Source organism: Shouchella miscanthi, assembly GCF_007725405.1.
GTDB classification, from domain to species: Bacteria; Bacillota; Bacilli; order Bacillales; family Bacillaceae_D; genus Shouchella; species Shouchella hunanensis.
Genome location: NZ_CP042163.1, coordinates 3339304 through 3356242 on the forward strand (window position 1 = coordinate 3339304; position 16939 = coordinate 3356242).

The 16939-nt window shown below is 39.6% G+C and carries 21 protein-coding genes and 1 riboswitch; of the genes, 5 read left to right on the forward strand and 16 right to left on the reverse strand.

What is annotated here, in order from left to right; all coding sequences use genetic code 11:
- From FPV17_RS17040 to FPV17_RS17050, 3 genes are read right to left on the reverse strand one after another with little or no spacing between them, the layout of a single operon-like run.
- Entirely contained in the window at positions 1 to 204 is a 204-nt protein-coding gene (locus FPV17_RS17040) for a hypothetical protein (protein WP_144559583.1), read from the reverse strand.
- 52 nt (positions 205 to 256) lie between these two features.
- A complete protein-coding gene (locus FPV17_RS17045) occupies positions 257 to 565 on the reverse strand; it encodes a DNA-binding protein (RefSeq protein ID WP_144559585.1) in 309 nt (102 codons plus the stop codon).
- 35 nt (positions 566 to 600) lie between these two features.
- Positions 601 to 798, reverse strand: coding sequence for a helix-turn-helix domain-containing protein (locus FPV17_RS17050; RefSeq protein WP_144559587.1), 198 nt, complete (start codon positions 796 to 798; stop codon positions 601 to 603).
- Positions 799 to 954: 156 nt separating this feature from the next.
- Between FPV17_RS17050 and FPV17_RS22420 the strand changes: the two genes are divergently transcribed.
- Both FPV17_RS22420 and FPV17_RS17060 read left to right on the forward strand, forming a co-directional pair.
- Complete coding sequence (locus FPV17_RS22420) at positions 955 to 1314, forward strand: helix-turn-helix domain-containing protein (protein ID WP_144559589.1); 360 nt, start codon at positions 955 to 957, stop codon at positions 1312 to 1314.
- Positions 1315 to 1343: 29 nt separating this feature from the next.
- A complete protein-coding gene (locus FPV17_RS17060) occupies positions 1344 to 2546 on the forward strand; it encodes a site-specific integrase (RefSeq protein ID WP_144559591.1) in 1203 nt (400 codons plus the stop codon).
- An 88-nt stretch (positions 2547 to 2634) separates the two neighbouring features.
- Here FPV17_RS17060 and groL read toward each other — a convergent pair whose 3' ends face one another.
- Together groL and groES are read right to left on the reverse strand one after the other, a co-directional pair.
- A complete protein-coding gene (gene groL / locus FPV17_RS17065; protein ID WP_055736533.1) occupies positions 2635 to 4275 on the reverse strand; it encodes a chaperonin GroEL in 1641 nt (546 codons plus the stop codon).
- Positions 4276 to 4326: 51 nt separating this feature from the next.
- A complete protein-coding gene (gene groES, locus FPV17_RS17070; protein WP_035395350.1) occupies positions 4327 to 4611 on the reverse strand; it encodes a co-chaperone GroES in 285 nt (94 codons plus the stop codon).
- A gap of 226 nt (positions 4612 to 4837) precedes the next feature.
- On the opposite strand from groES, the gene FPV17_RS17075 reads away from it, so the two are divergent.
- A complete protein-coding gene (locus FPV17_RS17075) occupies positions 4838 to 5752 on the forward strand; it encodes a CPBP family intramembrane glutamic endopeptidase (RefSeq protein WP_246117056.1) in 915 nt (304 codons plus the stop codon).
- Entirely contained in the window at positions 5749 to 5922 is a 174-nt protein-coding gene (locus FPV17_RS17080) for a DUF4305 domain-containing protein (RefSeq protein ID WP_144559593.1), read from the forward strand. Before FPV17_RS17075 ends, FPV17_RS17080 begins: the two co-directional genes overlap by 4 nt.
- Before the next feature lie 20 nt (positions 5923 to 5942).
- On the opposite strand, the gene FPV17_RS17085 is transcribed toward FPV17_RS17080, so the two are convergent.
- From FPV17_RS17085 to FPV17_RS17135, 11 genes are all read right to left on the reverse strand, one after another.
- A complete protein-coding gene (locus tag FPV17_RS17085; protein ID WP_144559595.1) occupies positions 5943 to 7037 on the reverse strand; it encodes an iron-containing alcohol dehydrogenase family protein in 1095 nt (364 codons plus the stop codon).
- A complete protein-coding gene (locus tag FPV17_RS17090; protein WP_144559597.1) occupies positions 7034 to 7855 on the reverse strand; it encodes a MetQ/NlpA family ABC transporter substrate-binding protein in 822 nt (273 codons plus the stop codon). The genes FPV17_RS17085 and FPV17_RS17090 overlap by 4 nt, the downstream gene beginning before the upstream one ends.
- A gap of 21 nt (positions 7856 to 7876) precedes the next feature.
- Entirely contained in the window at positions 7877 to 8545 is a 669-nt protein-coding gene (locus tag FPV17_RS17095) for a methionine ABC transporter permease (RefSeq protein ID WP_035395353.1), read from the reverse strand.
- Positions 8523 to 9548: a methionine ABC transporter ATP-binding protein gene (locus FPV17_RS17100; protein WP_144559599.1), complete on the reverse strand. Its 1026-nt coding sequence runs from the start codon at positions 9546 to 9548 to the stop codon at positions 8523 to 8525. The genes FPV17_RS17095 and FPV17_RS17100 overlap by 23 nt, the downstream gene beginning before the upstream one ends.
- A gap of 69 nt (positions 9549 to 9617) precedes the next feature.
- Positions 9618 to 9726: riboswitch (SAM riboswitch) on the reverse strand.
- A gap of 82 nt (positions 9727 to 9808) precedes the next feature.
- The gene (locus FPV17_RS17105) at positions 9809 to 10723 is read right to left on the reverse strand and encodes a glycine betaine ABC transporter substrate-binding protein (RefSeq protein WP_052008017.1); all 915 of its coding nucleotides are present in this window, start codon (positions 10721 to 10723) and stop codon (positions 9809 to 9811) included.
- 11 nt (positions 10724 to 10734) lie between these two features.
- On the reverse strand, positions 10735 to 11499 hold the full coding sequence (locus FPV17_RS17110) for an ABC transporter permease (RefSeq protein WP_246117057.1): 765 nt from the start codon (positions 11497 to 11499) through the stop codon (positions 10735 to 10737).
- On the reverse strand, positions 11496 to 12491 hold the full coding sequence (locus FPV17_RS17115) for an ABC transporter ATP-binding protein (protein WP_035395355.1): 996 nt from the start codon (positions 12489 to 12491) through the stop codon (positions 11496 to 11498). The genes FPV17_RS17110 and FPV17_RS17115 overlap by 4 nt, the downstream gene beginning before the upstream one ends.
- Positions 12492 to 12504: 13 nt before the next feature.
- Complete coding sequence (locus FPV17_RS17120) at positions 12505 to 13197, reverse strand: ABC transporter permease (protein ID WP_281284307.1); 693 nt, start codon at positions 13195 to 13197, stop codon at positions 12505 to 12507.
- 53 nt (positions 13198 to 13250) lie between these two features.
- Positions 13251 to 14003 carry a twin-arginine translocase subunit TatC gene (gene tatC, locus FPV17_RS17125; RefSeq protein WP_144560519.1) on the reverse strand — a complete coding sequence of 251 codons (753 nt, stop codon included), beginning with the start codon at positions 14001 to 14003 and terminating at the stop codon, positions 13251 to 13253.
- 7 nt (positions 14004 to 14010) lie between these two features.
- Positions 14011 to 14199 (reverse strand): twin-arginine translocase TatA/TatE family subunit, encoded by a 189-nt coding sequence (tatA, locus tag FPV17_RS17130; RefSeq protein WP_035395357.1) that lies wholly within the window; start codon positions 14197 to 14199, stop codon positions 14011 to 14013.
- Between the two features lie 15 nt (positions 14200 to 14214).
- Complete coding sequence (locus FPV17_RS17135; RefSeq protein ID WP_035395358.1) at positions 14215 to 14850, reverse strand: redox-sensing transcriptional repressor Rex; 636 nt, start codon at positions 14848 to 14850, stop codon at positions 14215 to 14217.
- Between the two features lie 167 nt (positions 14851 to 15017).
- On the opposite strand from FPV17_RS17135, the gene FPV17_RS17140 reads away from it, so the two are divergent.
- Complete coding sequence (locus FPV17_RS17140; protein WP_144559601.1) at positions 15018 to 16934, forward strand: ABC-F family ATP-binding cassette domain-containing protein; 1917 nt, start codon at positions 15018 to 15020, stop codon at positions 16932 to 16934.
- Positions 16935 to 16939: the final 5 nt, after the last annotated feature.

Here is a 16939-nt window from a genome sequence, read left to right on the forward strand (position 1 = left end):
TTAGAATTTAGTTACCAACAAATCTCCTTGAATGCTTAATGTGCGAAACCCATGCTTGTGTAGCTCTAATGCGATAACGCCTTTAAGTCGGTCAAAATCTCTAAAGAATGAGCGATCAATGAGCGTGTGTGGTGATCCTTCCGCATAATCCTCTTGTACAAGGGCTATACAGCGGCGTTTGATTTCTGATGTTGTTTCTATCATTGTTAAGCCTCCTTATTGAAATAAAAACGCTGTGACCATATAATGAATTTGACTACATAGCCTTAATGGAAAACATTATTTCTTGAGCGTTATTCGTGTTTTTATTAACCCATTCGAAGAACAAGTTAGTCGGAACCCTCGGATAACCAAGTTCTCTCAAGACAGGAAAATCAGAGCGATTAAATAATTCGGCACATTTTGATTCACCAATATCGCATAATTCCATAAATTGCTTACGTGTTAAAAGTGGTGGAAGACTTCTTTCGGCTTCAATTTCTTTTATAATGATAGGAACCAATTCTTTCTTAAGCTCACCAACTATGGTAGAAACTTCTTCAGTTGATAATGAAAAGTTAGGCATTTAATTTCCTCCTTTTATTTACGCGTAACGCTTAATTATTTTTCAAAAAAATTTCTTACATCTTCACCTAATGCGTCTGCTATGGCTTGAAGCGCCAATACATTCGGTTGCCTCTTCCCGGTAGAAATACCGTAATACCAAGCAACTGTACGATTGCATTTAGTAGCAATGTGAGTTTTTGTAACACCTTTTTCTTTTCTTATTTCTTCAATTTTAAGATGTACTGCCTTCATTTTTCTCACCTCCTAAGTGAGCGTTACGCTTAATATATTTTTATTATAAATGTGCGTAACGCTTAAGTCAACATTAATTTTATGTTTTTTACGCTTTTCGCTTAAAATATTAAATTTACTGCTTAATAATGGTATATTACGAAAGAGGTGTTTACGATGAGTGTACTAAGTGAGCGTTTAAAAGAGGCCCGACTAAAATCGGGATTAAAACAAATCGAAGCAAGTAAAAAACTCGGTATATCAAACGGGACTTTGTCTGGTTATGAAAGAGATTATCGTGATCCAGATACAAATATCCTTAATAAAATGGCTACTCTGTATGATGTATCAGTTGATTGGTTGATCGGTAAAACTAATACCGAGTCCGAAGATGATGTTATTGAAGCTGCTTTAAAAGATCCTAAAGCAAAAGTATTGTTTGCCAATTGGAATGACATGAATGATGAACAAAAAGATGAAGCTCTTCAAATGATTCAATATGTACTATATAAGAAGGATAAAGACAATCGTGTCTAAAAACAAACTCAACACCAAGGAGACTATTTATGTATTTTGAGACTGTCACCTTAAAATCCGGACAAACCCGATGGGTTGCTATGGCCGATGGACCCGCCGACCCAGTCACAGGCAAAAGGAAGCAAATAGCTCGAAGAGGAAAAACTAAGAAAGAAGCAAAACTAAAAGTTGAGAAGGAAATAGCTAAACGAGAAGATAGTGGCTTTAGTTCAAGGCAACTGAAATCAAAAACATTTGATCGAATGGCAGAAGAATGGATTGCCACATATGCGCTCTCTGGCAAAAAGAGAGGGTCAGTTCGTATTCGAGAAAAAGATATTAATGTTTTAAATCGTTCTTTCGCTAAGGTCCCAATTGACCGTATCACTCATTCTGTATACCAGAAATTCATTAACATGCTGCCCGAAAGATATTCATTAAATAGCATAAAAAGCATCAATGGAACAGCCGGTATGATTTTCAAATACGCATTAAGAGAACAATTAATTAAACACAATCCAAATGACGGGGTTTCTATACCTAAACAAATTAAAACGGTTGAAGACATAAAGAAAGACCCAGTCGAAGAAAAATATTTAGATCACGATGAATTAAATTTATTTTTCGAAGCTCTAACAAATAATGCGCTTGAATTAGATATGGAAAGATTTTATACTTTAGCCTTCTCAGGAATGCGCCCAGGGGAGTTGTGCGCCCTACAGAAAGAAGATCTTGATTTTCAAAACAATACAATAAGCATATACAAGACTCTTTATAACGAAAACAATAATATGAAGAGTTACGAACTGAACACACCAAAGACGATAGGCTCTATTCGAACCATCGAGATGGAAGAGTCCGTAATGAAAATGCTTAAATCATTAGTTAGGAGTAATGATGAGCGGAAAATGAGGTTAAGAACGAAGCATGATGATTTTCACGACAAAGATTTTGTTTTTTGTCGTCCTAATGGTTATCCGTATGTAACTAAAAATGTAGCTGATCGTATGGAACGGTTAATTAACATGACCAATATAACTAAACATGCTACACCTCATATTTTCAGGCACACTCATATCAGTATGTTAACAGAAGCTAAAGTTGACTTACCTACCATTATGGAAAGAGTCGGTCATGAAGATGTAGCAACCACTATGAAAGTTTACACTCATGTAACTAAAAAAATGAAAAAAGATGCTCCCGCGCAAGTATCAAACCTCCACGAGAACATCATCAAAAAAATTTCTTCTTGAAAAATGTTAGTTTTATGTTAGTTTTTCAAGAAGAATCATCTTAAATTACCTCATAAACCCTATCAAATCAAGGTTTCAGGGGGATGATTTACATCATGCCGCCCATGCCGCCCATTCCGCCCATGCCGCCCATATCAGGCATGCCGCCGCCTTCGTTTTCCTCAGGCTTATCAGCGATTACAGCTTCTGTCGTTAAGAACATAGCTGATACGCTAGCTGCATTTTGCAAAGCAGAACGTGTTACTTTAACCGGATCAAGAATACCTGTTTCCACCATGTTTACATACTCGCCTGTTGCTGCGTTGTAACCAACACCTACCGCTTCAGACTTCAATTTTTCAACAATGATAGATCCTTCAAGACCAGCGTTGTGTGCAATTTGACGAACTGGCTCTTCTAATGCACGTAGAACAATATTCACACCAGTTGCTTCGTCTCCAGCCGCTTCAACCGCTTGAACTGCTTTAATAACGTTAATAAGAGCCGTACCACCACCAGCAACAATACCTTCTTCTACTGCTGCACGTGTAGAGTTCAACGCATCTTCAATACGTAGTTTACGCTCTTTCATTTCTGTTTCTGTTGCAGCTCCTACTTTAAGAACTGCTACACCACCAGATAATTTAGCTAGGCGCTCTTGTAGCTTTTCTTTGTCAAAATCAGAAGTCGTTTCTTCTACTTGACCTTTTAGCTGACCAACTCGAGCAGCGATTTGTTCTGGGTTTCCAGCACCTTCAACAATTGTTGTATTTTCTTTCGTTACAACAACTTTGTTGGCACGTCCTAGAGAATCAATTGTTGCTGATTTAAGATCAAGTCCTAAATCTTCCGTAATGACTTCTCCACCTGTTAGAATCGCAATATCTTCAAGCATCGCTTTACGACGATCACCGAATCCAGGCGCTTTAACAGCTACTGCATTAAATGTGCCACGTAATTTGTTCACAACAAGTGTTGCTAACGCTTCACCTTCAACATCTTCAGCGATGATAAGGATCGGACGACTTTGCTGAACAACTTGCTCAAGAACTGGAAGTACTTCTTGAATGTTTGAGATTTTCTTATCTGTAATGAGGATATAAGGGTTATCAAGAACCGCTTCCATCTTATCTGAATCAGATACCATGTATGGAGATGCATAGCCACGATCGAACTGCATACCTTCTACTACTTCAAGCTCTGTAGAGAAACCTTTTGATTCTTCAATAGTAATAACGCCGTCGTTTCCTACACGCTCCATTGCTTCTGCAATGATTTGGCCTACTTCTTCGTCAGCTGAAGAAATCGCTGCTACTTGCGCAATCGACTCTTTGCTTTCAATTGGCTTTGAAATGCTAGCTAGCTCTTTTACTGCTGCTGCTGTTGCTTTTTCGATACCTTTACGGATGCCCATTGGGTTCGCACCGGATGTAACATTTTTAAGACCTTCACGAATCATGGCTTGTGCAAGAACTGTAGCAGTTGTCGTACCATCACCAGCAATATCGTTTGTTTTGCTTGCTACTTCTGCAACAAGTTTCGCACCCATATTTTCAAATGCATCTTCAAGCTCAATTTCTTTCGCAATCGTTACACCGTCATTTGTAATCAATGGTGAACCGAATTTTTTTTCTAATACAACGTTACGACCCTTTGGTCCAAGCGTTACTTTTACAGCGTTCGCTAATGTATCTACACCTTTTAGCATCGAGCGACGTGCTTCTTCACTGAACTTAATATCTTTAGCCATTGTATCTGCCTCCTGTATGTTGGTTCGAATTTATTCGTTCTTTATTAGCTTTTAGCCAATGATTGCTAGAACATCGCTTTCGCGAAGAATAAGATAGTCCGTACCTTCATACTTTACTTCTGTACCTGCATATTTTGAGAAGATGATGGAATCGCCTTCTTTTACTTCAAGCGCTACTTTTTCACCGTTTTCTGTTACACGACCTGTACCTACAGCTACGACCTTGCCTTCTTGCGGCTTTTCTTGTGCAGAGTCAGGTAGTACAATCCCACTCGCTGTTTTTTCCTCTGATTGGATTTGCTCAATAATGATGCGATCTCCTAATGGTTTTAACAAGGAAAACACCCTCCTTTGAAGACGTATGTAGTGATTATTATTAGCACTCGTTTGTGATGAGTGCTAACACATTTCCTATGATAATCATTCTGCTCGCGTTTTGCAAGAGGTAAGCCTGACTTTTTTTTGGACAGTTTCTTTAAAAAGGGTCTGAAAAGGAAAACGAATGCATAATATGGTATGATGAGTGGGAATTTAGACTGATCATGTGTAAAGGAGTTCGCTTGTGAATAAGATCTATTATAGCTTAGGAATTTTGTTTTTCGTTATTATGCAAATTGCTGTAGCGTTTACGCTTGTGGTCGTTTTTCAAGGTGTTTTAACTATGAATAGCGGGCTATCCATTCTTCTTGCTGTTCCATTAACAGTTGCCATTGCGTTTCTAACGTCGCGAATGGTTAGTCGAAATACAGTAACGATGCGATACGCACTCGTTGTACTTGCCTATATTGTGATGCAAACAGGACTTGCTTTAGTTGCTTCTACTCTACTTGCATCGATTTTCAACGTCACAAACCAAGCCCTTTTAATCGGTCTATCGTCCATACTCTCATTTACTGTCGGTCTTGTTGTTATTTTACTGATTTTACGTCGAGACGAACAGCTAGATGGTGGGTTAAGAGAACCTAAAATGAAAACAGGCGAAACCGTTGCTTGGTCCATTATCGGTATCTTTCTAGTATTTGGGACACAAATTGTCGCCGGCTTACTTCAGTCTCTGTTGTTTGGCATTGATCAAGGGTCTGAGAATACGGCGGATTTAGTTGCGATTGCACAAGAATTTTTACCGTTCATTATTGTTATTGCTGTTATAGGTCCGATCATAGAAGAACTGGTTTTCAGAAAAGCAATATTTGGCTGGCTATATCGCCGCACAAACTTTTTCGTTGCAGGGTTAATTAGTTCTCTTATTTTCGCTGTCATTCATTTTGATTTTGAACATATTCTCATTTATGGCGCAATGGGCTTTGCCTTCGCCTTCCTTTATGTGAAAACAAAACGAATCATTGTTCCAATTATCGCCCACATTGCACTAAATTCATTTGTCGTTGTTGTTCAAGTACTCTTCATTGATAAAATTAATGAGTTTATGGACACGGCTACTTTCATCTCTACTATGATTGGAATGATATTATTATGAGATTCTATGGTTTCTTCTACATTCTACTTGCCTTTCTTTTTGTCTATTTAACGTATATTCAAGTAGAAGCAAATGGGTGGGGGATTTTCCCAGTCGTGCTCGCTTTTGTAGCTGCAGTTGATTTCTATCTTGGCTGGCAAGCACTTAGACGACCTCCCAAAGATAAATAACACACGTTAAAACCGACCGGTTACCAAACCGGTCGGTTTTTGTTCCATTCTTCAATTTGATCAATTGCTTTTCGTACGTCTACTGCACTGATGACGCCTGGCATAACATGAATAGACTCTTCTTGAATCGTCGCTTTTTCACATACCTCGTTTAAATCCGCTGAACCTACGTCAATCCCTAAATTGACTAATGAAGTGGGTAGTTCCACTTTATGATAAAAAGGTATTAACCGTTCAATTTCATTCCAATTTTCTTCTAAAGCAAGCTGGACAAGAATACCGTAAGCCACTTTGTCCCCGTGCAGAACATCGTGAGTTTCTCTCAATGCTGTTAAGCCGTTATGGATCGAATGAGCGCCTGCAATACGTCCATATTTGTCTCCAAACCCTCCGACCATACCACCTAGCATAATGATTGCTTCCACTACTTTACAATAGGCGCTTGATACTTCTTTATCTGCTAACGACTTTATGCTTTCTTCACTTTTTTCAAGTAATACAGACTGACAAAGCTGTGCAGCATAATAAGAGATATCAAGTGCTGCACGCCTATCTGTAATGGCACGAAGCTGAACATCGGCCTCGTACCATTTCGCCAGTGTATCTCCAATTCCAGCAAGAAAAAAAGCCTTCGGTGTTGTAAGCAATACATGTGGGTCTACTAATAGCAGACTTGCATTCTGTTCATACACATCAAAGTGAGTATAAACCCCTTCCTCATTATAGATAACAGAAATGGGTGTCCACGGTGCACAATTAGAAGCAAGAGTTGGAATAAGTACATATGGCTGAGAAAGGAGATGAGCTGTCCCCTTTACGGCATCCATTAACGTTCCTCCTCCTACTCCAATAAGTGCATCATAGTTCCCATCCAGCGCCATTTCTGCTAAACGTCTCATTTCAGCTACTGAACACAGACCAGCATAAGGCTCATATGTTGCTTCAACTTCTTTCAATTCTGGCCAAAAAGCAGCAATGGCTTTCCAAGAAGCATGACCGTGAACGACAAGCACTCGCTTATACTTTCGTGCTACTAGCCTTTCTTCTAACTCAGATAAGACGCCTTCTGCAAAAACATATTCCTGTGGTGCACCACGAACGATAAGCGAGCTCACTGTTCCATCCAGTTTGGCTTTCCAAACCCTTCAAACTCTTCATCGATGACAGCTTCAAATTCGTCCGATTCAATAACCGCTTGAATATCTTGAGCTAATTGTCCGTCTACGTCTTCAGAACGAACCGCAACCACATTTCGGTATTGATCAGCCATATCTTCCAACTCTAATGCCGTTGTTAAATCCAACCCTGCCGAAAGAGCAAAATTACCTGGCACGGCAGTGAGTGGCTTTTGCCCTACTTCTCTTGGAAGCTGCGCGGCTTCGAGTTCAACAAATTGGAGATTGTGTTTGTTTTCATCAATGTCTTGAATAGAAACTGTTAACGGATCGATTTCGTCTTTAAATGTAATTAAGCCAGCATCTTCTAACATTAAAAAGGCTCTTGCCCCATTGGTCGGGTCATTAGGTATCGCTATTTCTACACCATCTTCAATGTCCTCTAGCGATTGGTACGCTTCTGAGTAGATACCCATTGGGGCAGTTGGTACCGTTACTAAGCTAGCTAAGTCTAAATCATTGTTTTCTGCAAAAGCATCTAGATAGACTTGGTGCTGAAATAAATTTGCATCATCTGTGCCATTGGCAAGCTCACGATTTGGGATAATATAATCCTGGTATTCATTGATCGTAACAGAATACCCTTTTTCTTCAAGGCCAGGAACGATGGCTTTTGTGAGCATATCACTATACGGTCCGGCTGTCGCACCAAAACTTATTTCTTGACTATCCTCTCCTGCATTACTGTCACCACATGCACTTAATGTTACTAATGCTCCAAGTGTAGCTACACTCCAAATCCAGTTGGTATTCTTCATTTGTTTCTCTCCTTTAATTGTCTATTTTCTTTTATCTGTCGTTTTTGCAATAGAGTCTCCAAGTAATTGCAATACTTGAACAAACGCAATTAAAATTACGACCGTTGAAATCATAATGGTATTGTCGTAGCGATAATGACCATAACGGATTGCTAAATCCCCAACACCGCCTCCACCAATCACACCAGCCATTGCTGAATAGGCAACAAGACTAATGACGGTTAAGGTTAATCCTTGAATCATTGAGGCTCTGCCTTCTAAAAACAACACATCTTTAATAATCATCCATGGTGTTGCACCTGTAGCAACAGCTGCTTCAATCATCCCTTTATCAATCTCACGCATAGCACTCTCCACAATTCGAGCAAAGAAAGGAATGGCTGCTACTGATAGCGAAACACTTGCTGCAACAGGACCGGTTGTCGTTCCTACAATAAGGTTCGTAAACGGATATAATGCAACGAGTAAGATGATAAATGGTATCGAACGTATGATATTCACAAAAACACCTAACACATTCTGCACCACACGATTCTCCCAAAATAAGCCCCGATCTGTTGCAAACAACACAACCCCTAACGGAAAGCCGATAACAATCGCCACAGCGGTGGAAATACTAATCATCAACAGTGTTTCAAGAAATGCACTCCACATTGTAGGCAACATCTCAATTAAGTGGGGAATGTCCATCACGAATCACCTCCACTTCAGCAGAACGCTTTTCAATATAAGCCAATGCTTGTTTAACGGCCACCGCTTCTCCTTGAAGCTCAAGGATAAAAATACCTAAAGGCTTTCCATCAATATATTCAATGGCACCATGTAAGAAATTACCGTTTAACGAAAATTGTTGTAGCATATCAGAAATAATACCTTCTCCAGCAATCTCTCCTTTAAATACCACTTTTGCAATAGTACCCGTAAACTGCGCAAGGGTTCGCTCTGGAACGTTAAACGAAACAACATTCTCAATAAATTCTTTTGTTAATTCTTCTTTCGGTTCGGCAAACAAGTCATATACGTTACCTTGTTCAACAATTTTGCCATCTTGCATCACCGCCATCTTATGACAAATCTCTTTTACAACGTTCATTTCATGCGTGATAAGGACGATCGTTAAACCTAATTCCTTATTCAACGATTGAAGTAACTGCAAGATGGATTTCGTCGTTGTCGGGTCAAGTGCAGAAGTGGCTTCATCACATAGCAAAACACGTGGGTTATTTGCAAGTGCTCTCGCTATACCAACCCGTTGCTTTTGTCCACCGCTTAACTGGGCAGGGTACGCATCTCGCTTATCGGAAAGACCCACACGCTTGAGCAGTTCGTCCACCCTTGTTGGGACAGTGCTCTGTTCAACTCCTGCTGCTTTAAGTGCAAATGCGATATTTCCATAAACCGTCTTCTGATTAATCAAATAAAAGTGTTGAAAAATCATTCCAATTTTTAAACGAGCTTCCCGTAGCCTGCTTGAATTTAGTTTCGTTAAATCAATACCGTCAACATTAATGGTTCCGCTTGTTGGACGTTCTAGCAAATTCATACAGCGTAGGAGTGAACTTTTTCCTGCACCTGAATAACCAACAATGCCAAATATTTCTCCTTTTTCGACTCTAAACGAAACATTATCTACACCAATAACCGTTCTTTTTTTGCTCTTATAAATCTTTGTTAATTCACGCGCTTCAATCATCCACTCACTCCCAAATAAAAAATGCTTCTTTCATGATGAAAGAAGCATCGAAAACCGGTCTGTTTTTTCGACTTATCTTCCAGAATAAAATGATTCTGTAGGATTTGGCACCTTCCAAATAAATGTGGAGGTTGCTGGACGTCAACGGGCCTATTCCCTCAGTCGCTCTTGATAAGTGTTAACGATTTAGTTGTCTTTGTATACTACCGTGTTGCGACTCTTTTGTCAAAACAAAATCTTACCATTTATTTTAATTCATATTAGCTCTCTTCTTCTATCAATCCCTCTTCAACGAGGAATTCATAGGCAACGATGGCCACACTTTGCCTTTCAATATCAACTTGATAATTTAAGGCTCGCATTTTTTCACTATCAAGAATGTCCGCTAGTGGTTGCAACAACTGTTCAATTTCTGGATTGTCTTCAAATACATCTAAACGAATTTGTACAGCTGCATTATAAGGAGCAAAAAAGGTGTGATCGTCTTCTAAAATGATTTGGTCATAATCATCAATCCTTGCATCCGTTTCGTACCCCATTGCTACTTCTAATTCCTCATTGTACAACGCTTCGTACAATAACCCAGCATCCATGTATTCAATGTTTCCATTCCCAAATTCAAATTCATATGTTTCTTGAAGACCTGGAAGACCATCCGCCCGATTGGCAAACGCGGCATCGGTACCCATCCGAATTTCACCTGGATTGTCTTTCACGTATTGAGCTAAATCAGACAACGACTGAATTTCTAACTCCTCGGCCTGTGCACGGTTCATGATGAGCGCGTACGTATTGTTCACATTTGAAATGTTCATCCAGTGTAGTCCATTCTCTCTGTCTACTTCTTGGAGTGTTTCGTATGCTTCTTCAGGGTCTGTGATTGGCTCCATATTTAAATACGTTGCAATCGCTGTTCCTGTGTACTCCCAAGACACATCCACTTGACCATTTTCTAAAGCAGAGCGAAGGACATTACTTCCTAAATTCTCTACTTGTCGAACCTGATATCCCGCATCTTCGAGAATAAAATACGTCATTTCCGATAAAAGATATTGCTCTGTGAACGATTTAGCACCTATTGTAATACTGTCCCCGAAGCCTAAGTAGCTACAACCGCTTAAGGATACACCTAAGAGGACAACTGAACCGCTCATATAACGTCGTAACTTGTTCATCTTTTTCCCCCTTATGCGGTTGCCGTCGTTTTTAAATGAGCTTGCTTTTTCGATATTCGCATACCTTTAGGCGTTAATAAGCGCTCAACGCCTCTTAGCAAATAATCAAAAAAGATCGCTAGCAGAGTAACTGGTACAGCACCAGAAATAAGGTAGGAATTATCGTACAGTTCAATTCCAGTAAAAATCCACAGCCCTAGTCCGCCTCCGCCAATAAAATAGGCAAAAGCAGCAGTACCGACATTTAAAACAATGGCCGTTCTTAAACCACCGATAATAGCGTATGCCGCATTGGGAACTTCGACTTTAAAGAAAATGTCAATCGGCTTCATGCCCATTCCTCTACCAGCATCAATAAGATCAGGGTTTACTGAACTAAAACCAGCAGCTGCATTTCTGAAAATCGGAAGGACAGAGTAAATAAATAAGGCAAATACAGCTGGAACAAAGCCAATCCCTAAAATTCCAATCATCAGTGCCACAACGGCCAAACTCGGTATAGTTTGAGCTAAGTTGGCAACGTTTGACGTGATCCACTCTGCTCGTCGAAACTTTGGCCTCGTGACAAAAACAGCTAACGGTAGTGCTACTAAAACAGCTACTAACGACGATACGAGGACAAGCGCCACATGTTCGCCTAGCAGGCGCAAAAATTCACCTGACGATTCGTACAGATGTATATACATTCCTTCTGATGCTGTCCAGTAAAGAAAGACTGCCACTAATAAAAACAATAGTAACCGAACACAATTTGTTACGATGGCTTGTGTCTTCAAGCGATCACCGCCGCTTTGCTTTTTTGATTACCTAATTTCTGATGAAGGAACTGTTGGATTAGATCAATCGTAATAGCACCACGTATATTGTCTTCGTCATCGTATACACAAACTTGTTCTGCTTCTTGGTTTAATAAGATAGAAAGGGTATTTTTCAAATCAGCATCTAAATGAATTTGTTTTGAATCAGCAATATCTTCTTGACATTCTAGTAAACCAATTTCTTTATTTAACTCATCAACGGTATGAAGACTAAGCATTTTAATGGCTCGGTCTTTTCCTATAAAATCAGAAACATACGTGCTAGATGGTTTCATTAAAATTTCTGATGGTGTACCATATTGCATAATTTCGCCTTCGCGCATTAAGACAATCTTATCCGCCATCCGAATCGCTTCATCAATGTCATGACTAACAAACAAAATCGTCTTCTTCACTTTTCGCTGGATATCTAAAAACTCATCTTGAATATGTTCACGAATCAGTGGGTCAAGAGCTCCAAAAGGTTCGTCCATTAACATAATTGGTGGATCTGCTGCTAGTGCTCTTGCTACACCTACCCGCTGCTGTTGTCCACCAGAAAGCTCACTTGGATAACGTTTTCGAAATTCTTTTGGATCGAGTCCAACAAGCTTCATCAGTTCGTTGTACCGCTCTTTTTTCTTTTTACTGCCCCACTTTAATAAGTTTGGAACAACCATGACATTGTCTTCAATGGTCATGTTCGGAAACAATCCATTGCTTTGAATAACATAGCCGATCTTACGACGTAGTTCAATTGTATCCAGCGTTGAAATCGGTTCACCATCTATTTCAATATCACCTTCACTTAATGAAACCAACTTATTGACCATACGTAATAATGTTGTTTTTCCGCACCCTGATGGCCCTAAGAAAATAACAATCTCTCCATCATTAACATCAAAGGAAACATGATTCACTGCGTTTTTGTCACCAGTATACGTTTTAGTTACCTCTTTAAATGAAATCACGTGTTATCCCCCTTTAGTGAGTTGCTCCTTTTGGTGTAAACCATTTCTGCAGTACTAGCAGAATGGTATCAGCGATAATTGCAAGTAAGGAAACGAGCACAGCACCAGCAACAATGGAATACATATCCCCTCGAGAAATCCCCTGTACAATCAATGAGCCTAGTCCCCCGGCACCAATAAATGCAGCAATGACACCAATACCAATATTCATGACAACTGCCGTACGAATACCTGCCATCATAACAGGCAATCCATTCGGTATTTCGACTTGAATTAAGCGCTGCATTTTTTTCATACCTAGTCCATTTGCTGCATCAATTACATTTGGATCTACATTTTTAATACCTGTATACGTATTACGAATAATAGGTAGAAGAGAGTAGAGTACAAGAGCTGTTAGTGCGGGGACAAAACCAATGCCGTGCCCAATAATGGAAAAGAACGGAATCATAATTCCAAAGAGAGCTAAGCTTGGAATCGTTAAAAGGATTGAAGCTGCTGCTAAAACCGTTTCAGCTAACGTGTCGTTCACTGTTAAATAAATACCTATACTAACACCAGTAACAATAGCAATAAGAATCGCCATTCCAACAAGGATGATATGCTCCATCGTTAGGTTAAACATACTTGTGGAATTGATTTTTACAAATTCAATAAATTCGCTCAGTTGAGATCCCTCCTTTTTGTATAGCTTCTTTTTACCCACTCTCAGGTTCTTTGAAACAAGAAAAAACGACAAAATCTTTAAGATTTCGTCGTTTACTGAGCTTCATTCGGTTGAGATTGTGCAGCTTGCTTGTGATGCTTTCGATACGTTGCTCTTGAAATGGCAATACTAATTTCATACAAAATAAGCATTGGTAGCGTGACTAGTAAATGTGACATCAGTTCAGGTGGTGTAATTAAACCTGCAATCACTAATAGTACGAAATACGCGTATTTTCGAATCTTTGTTAGCAGCTGCGGAGTCACAATCCCGAGTCGCGTTAAAAACATAACCACCACTGGTAGTTGAAATAAGAAGCCAAACGGTATTGTGAGCTGAAAGAGAAATGAAAAGTATTCGTTAATCCCATACATTTCATTAATGTCTAACCGATCTGCCATTGTACTCATAAAAGACATAACGTACGGAATGAGAATAAAATAGGCAAATGCAAAACCGGCTAACAAAAGAAAAAATGAAATAGGAATGTAGGCAAGGGTCGCTTTTTGCTCCTCTTCCTTCAATCCAGGCGCAACAAATGCCCACAGCTGATACAAAATCACCGGTATAATTAAAACAAAGGCAACGAGCATTGCAAAGTTCACATAAATTCGCAAAGGATCCGTTAGCCGAAATGCATGAAACGGCATATCAGCAGCCAATGGCGCAGCTTGTAAATAAGATATAACAGGAACTGCGAGCATAAACCCTCCAATAAGGGCAATCACAAAAAAGACGAGGATCACAAGAACCCTGCGTCTTAATTCCACTGCGTGATCCATTATTGACATGTCTGAGAGAGGAATATTCTTTTTATGCTTTTTCTTTTTGAACATTTGCTGGCTTGTTGTCCTCATCATCATCGGCTAAACCTTTTGTTGCATTTTTAAATTCTTTTAACGTACTACCTGCAGCTTTTCCAAACTCAGGTAGTTTTTTCGGTCCAAAGATAATTAATGCCACAATTGCGATGATAATTAGACTTCCTCCTGATAATGGCATGTATAGAGCCTCCCTTTAAAGTGGATAGTGTTTTAAAAAATATACAAGCGCTTGCAATTCAATCGCAAGGTCAATATGATGAACGCGAATATGTTCAGGTACAGATAATCGTACCGGTGTAAAATTAAGTATACCGCTAATTCCAGCTTCAACGAGCTTGTCCGCACTACTTTGTGCTTGTGAGGCAGGTACTGTTAAAACAGCAATTGATGTGTCCTTAATCCCTGCTTCTTCCAGCTTGTTCCAATCGTATATTGGAACGTCACCAATGGTTGTCCCGATCTTCTTTTCATCAACATCAAAGGCATGGGTCATGACGGTACTATTATTCTTAGAGAAATTGTATTGGAGCAACGCAGTCCCTAAGTTTCCGACGCCGACAAGAATGACATTCGTTCTCTCATCTTGATCCAATGTATCTCGAAAAAAAGAGAGAAGATACTGTACATTGTACCCATAACCCTTCTTTCCTAATGCACCAAAATAAGAGAAATCTCTACGTATTGTCGCTGAGTCGACTTTTAACGCTTGACTCAATTCCGTCGAAGATACTCGTTGCTTGCCTGATGTATGAAGATTCTCTAGAAACCGATAATAAAGCGGCAAGCGTTTTGCTGTTGCTTGAGGAATCTTTAGTTGGTCTGATTTCATGTCCGCCCCTTTCCGAGCATCAAGCTACATAAGCAACCTGCTTCCCCTCTATTGTACACCATTTTTCGTAAAATGAAAGAGCTGCCACCGAATGATTTGTTGTTGTTTGTTCGTTACTTGATGTAAACTGGTGACAGATAGAAATCTGTAGCAAAGGTTGACGAACTATGATTGTATTACAATGCGTAAACGTCTCAAAAGCATTTGGCGCTGAGCCAATTTTAGAAAATGTGAAAGTAGAAGTACAGACAAATGAACGTGTCGCTTTAGTAGGGCGTAATGGAGCGGGTAAATCAACACTACTTAAAATGATTGTCGGTGAGATGAGCATTGATTCAGGGGAAATTGTCATTCCAAAGACCGTCGAGATTGGCTATTTGTCCCAACATACCGATTTACGAACAAGTAAGACCATTTGGGATGAAATGCTCAGTGTGTTTGCACCGCTTCTTAAAATGGAGCAACATCTACGTTATCTGGAGACACAAATGGCAACGGATATGCCCGAGCATGAATATACGAAGTTACTAAAAGAATATGATCAATTACAAAATGACTTTAAAGAACAAGGTGGCTATCAATACGAAGCAGATATACGCGGCGTTTTAGCTGGTCTTCACTTCCAGCAATTCGATTATGCAACGCCCATTTCTACCTTGTCAGGTGGTCAAAAAACAAGACTTGCTTTAGGAAAACTACTCTTGTCAAAGCCCGAGCTTCTCGTTCTCGATGAACCAACAAATCACTTAGATATGGTTACTCTTACGTGGTTGGAGAATTACTTGAATAGCTATCCTGGCTCGATTCTAGTCGTTTCCCATGATCGCTTCTTTCTGGACCGATTAACCACAAAAGTTGTTGAACTGTCTCGTAACCAAACAACAACCTATCACGGAAACTACACGTATTATTTGGATGAAAAAGCAAAACGTTATGAGCAAGAACGTAAGCAATATGAGAAGCAGCAAGCGGAGATTGAAAAGCTTGAAACGTTTGTTGCCAAAAACTTAGTACGTGCTTCAACAACGAAACGAGCACAAAGTCGTAGAAAACAGCTTGAAAAAATGGAGCGTCTCGATCGACCTCAAGGGGATGAAAAATCGGCTTCATTTGGCTTTGATATCATTCGTCAATCTGGTAACGATGTCCTATCGATTCGTGATCTTGAAATAAAATACGGCGACCATACTGTATTTTCAAATATTGATCTCTCGTTAACAAGAGGAGAATCGGTTTGTTTACTAGGGGATAATGGGACCGGTAAAACGACATTGCTTAAAGCGGTCACAAAGCAGTTAACACCCGATTCAGGGAATATCTTATTTGGTAGCAATGTATCCGTCGGTTATTATGATCAGGAACATGCTAAACTCCAAAGCAATAAAACCGTTTTACAAGAAGTATGGGACGAGTTTCCAGCAACCATTGAAAAAGATATACGCAGTTTACTCGGTTTATTTTTATTTAGCGGAGATGACGTATTAAAAAGCGTTTCTTCATTAAGTGGTGGAGAAAAAGCTCGGGTGGCTCTTGCGAAACTTATGATGGTAAAAGCGAATTTGCTTATTCTCGATGAACCGACAAACCACATAGATTTAGATTCAAAAGAAATGCTAGAAGCTGCTTTAATGGATTACCCAGGGACCATTCTCTTTGTCTCACATGACCGTTACTTTATTAATCGTATTGCTTCTCGTGTTGTTGAACTAGATCAGGGGAAAACGACAAGTTACCTTGGTGATTACACGTATTATTCAGAGAAAAAGAAAGAAATGGCGGAACGTGCTGCGATAGAGGAAGAAAAAACAGCGCAATCACCACTTCGTACAGAACAAAAAGAAAAAACAAATTACCAACAAGATAAGGAAGCAAAACGAGCTGAACGACAAAAAGAAAGACGTATGAGTGCAATTGAAGAACAGCTAGAGAAACTTGAAACAGCGAATGCTGAACTTGAAGCACAACTACTTGAGCCAGAAGTATATTCTGATCATGTAAAAGCAAAAGACATTCAAGATCAGCTTTCTGCTAATGAAAACGAAATGGAACAACTTATGGAAGAATGGGAATCTCTTGAGCACTAATGAGG

Coding starts and splice junctions, on each gene's coding strand:
- FPV17_RS17040 (WP_144559583.1), bottom strand. CDS start 204: ATGATAGAAACAACATCAGAAATCAAACGCCGCTGTATAGCCCTTGTA.
- FPV17_RS17045 (WP_144559585.1), bottom strand. CDS start 565: ATGCCTAACTTTTCATTATCAACTGAAGAAGTTTCTACCATAGTTGGT.
- FPV17_RS17050 (WP_144559587.1), bottom strand. CDS start 798: ATGAAGGCAGTACATCTTAAAATTGAAGAAATAAGAAAAGAAAAAGGT.
- FPV17_RS22420 (WP_144559589.1), top strand. CDS start 955: ATGAGTGTACTAAGTGAGCGTTTAAAAGAGGCCCGACTAAAATCGGGA.
- FPV17_RS17060 (WP_144559591.1), top strand. CDS start 1,344: ATGTATTTTGAGACTGTCACCTTAAAATCCGGACAAACCCGATGGGTT.
- groL (WP_055736533.1), bottom strand. CDS start 4,275: ATGGCTAAAGATATTAAGTTCAGTGAAGAAGCACGTCGCTCGATGCTA.
- FPV17_RS17080 (WP_144559593.1), top strand. CDS start 5,749: ATGAGATTCTATGGTTTCTTCTACATTCTACTTGCCTTTCTTTTTGTC.
- FPV17_RS17090 (WP_144559597.1), bottom strand. CDS start 7,855: ATGAAGAATACCAACTGGATTTGGAGTGTAGCTACACTTGGAGCATTA.
- FPV17_RS17095 (WP_035395353.1), bottom strand. CDS start 8,545: ATGGACATTCCCCACTTAATTGAGATGTTGCCTACAATGTGGAGTGCA.
- FPV17_RS17100 (WP_144559599.1), bottom strand. CDS start 9,548: ATGATTGAAGCGCGTGAATTAACAAAGATTTATAAGAGCAAAAAAAGA.
- FPV17_RS17105 (WP_052008017.1), bottom strand. CDS start 10,723: ATGAACAAGTTACGACGTTATATGAGCGGTTCAGTTGTCCTCTTAGGT.
- tatA (WP_035395357.1), bottom strand. CDS start 14,199: ATGCCATTATCAGGAGGAAGTCTAATTATCATCGCAATTGTGGCATTA.
- FPV17_RS17135 (WP_035395358.1), bottom strand. CDS start 14,850: ATGAAATCAGACCAACTAAAGATTCCTCAAGCAACAGCAAAACGCTTG.
- FPV17_RS17140 (WP_144559601.1), top strand. CDS start 15,018: ATGATTGTATTACAATGCGTAAACGTCTCAAAAGCATTTGGCGCTGAG.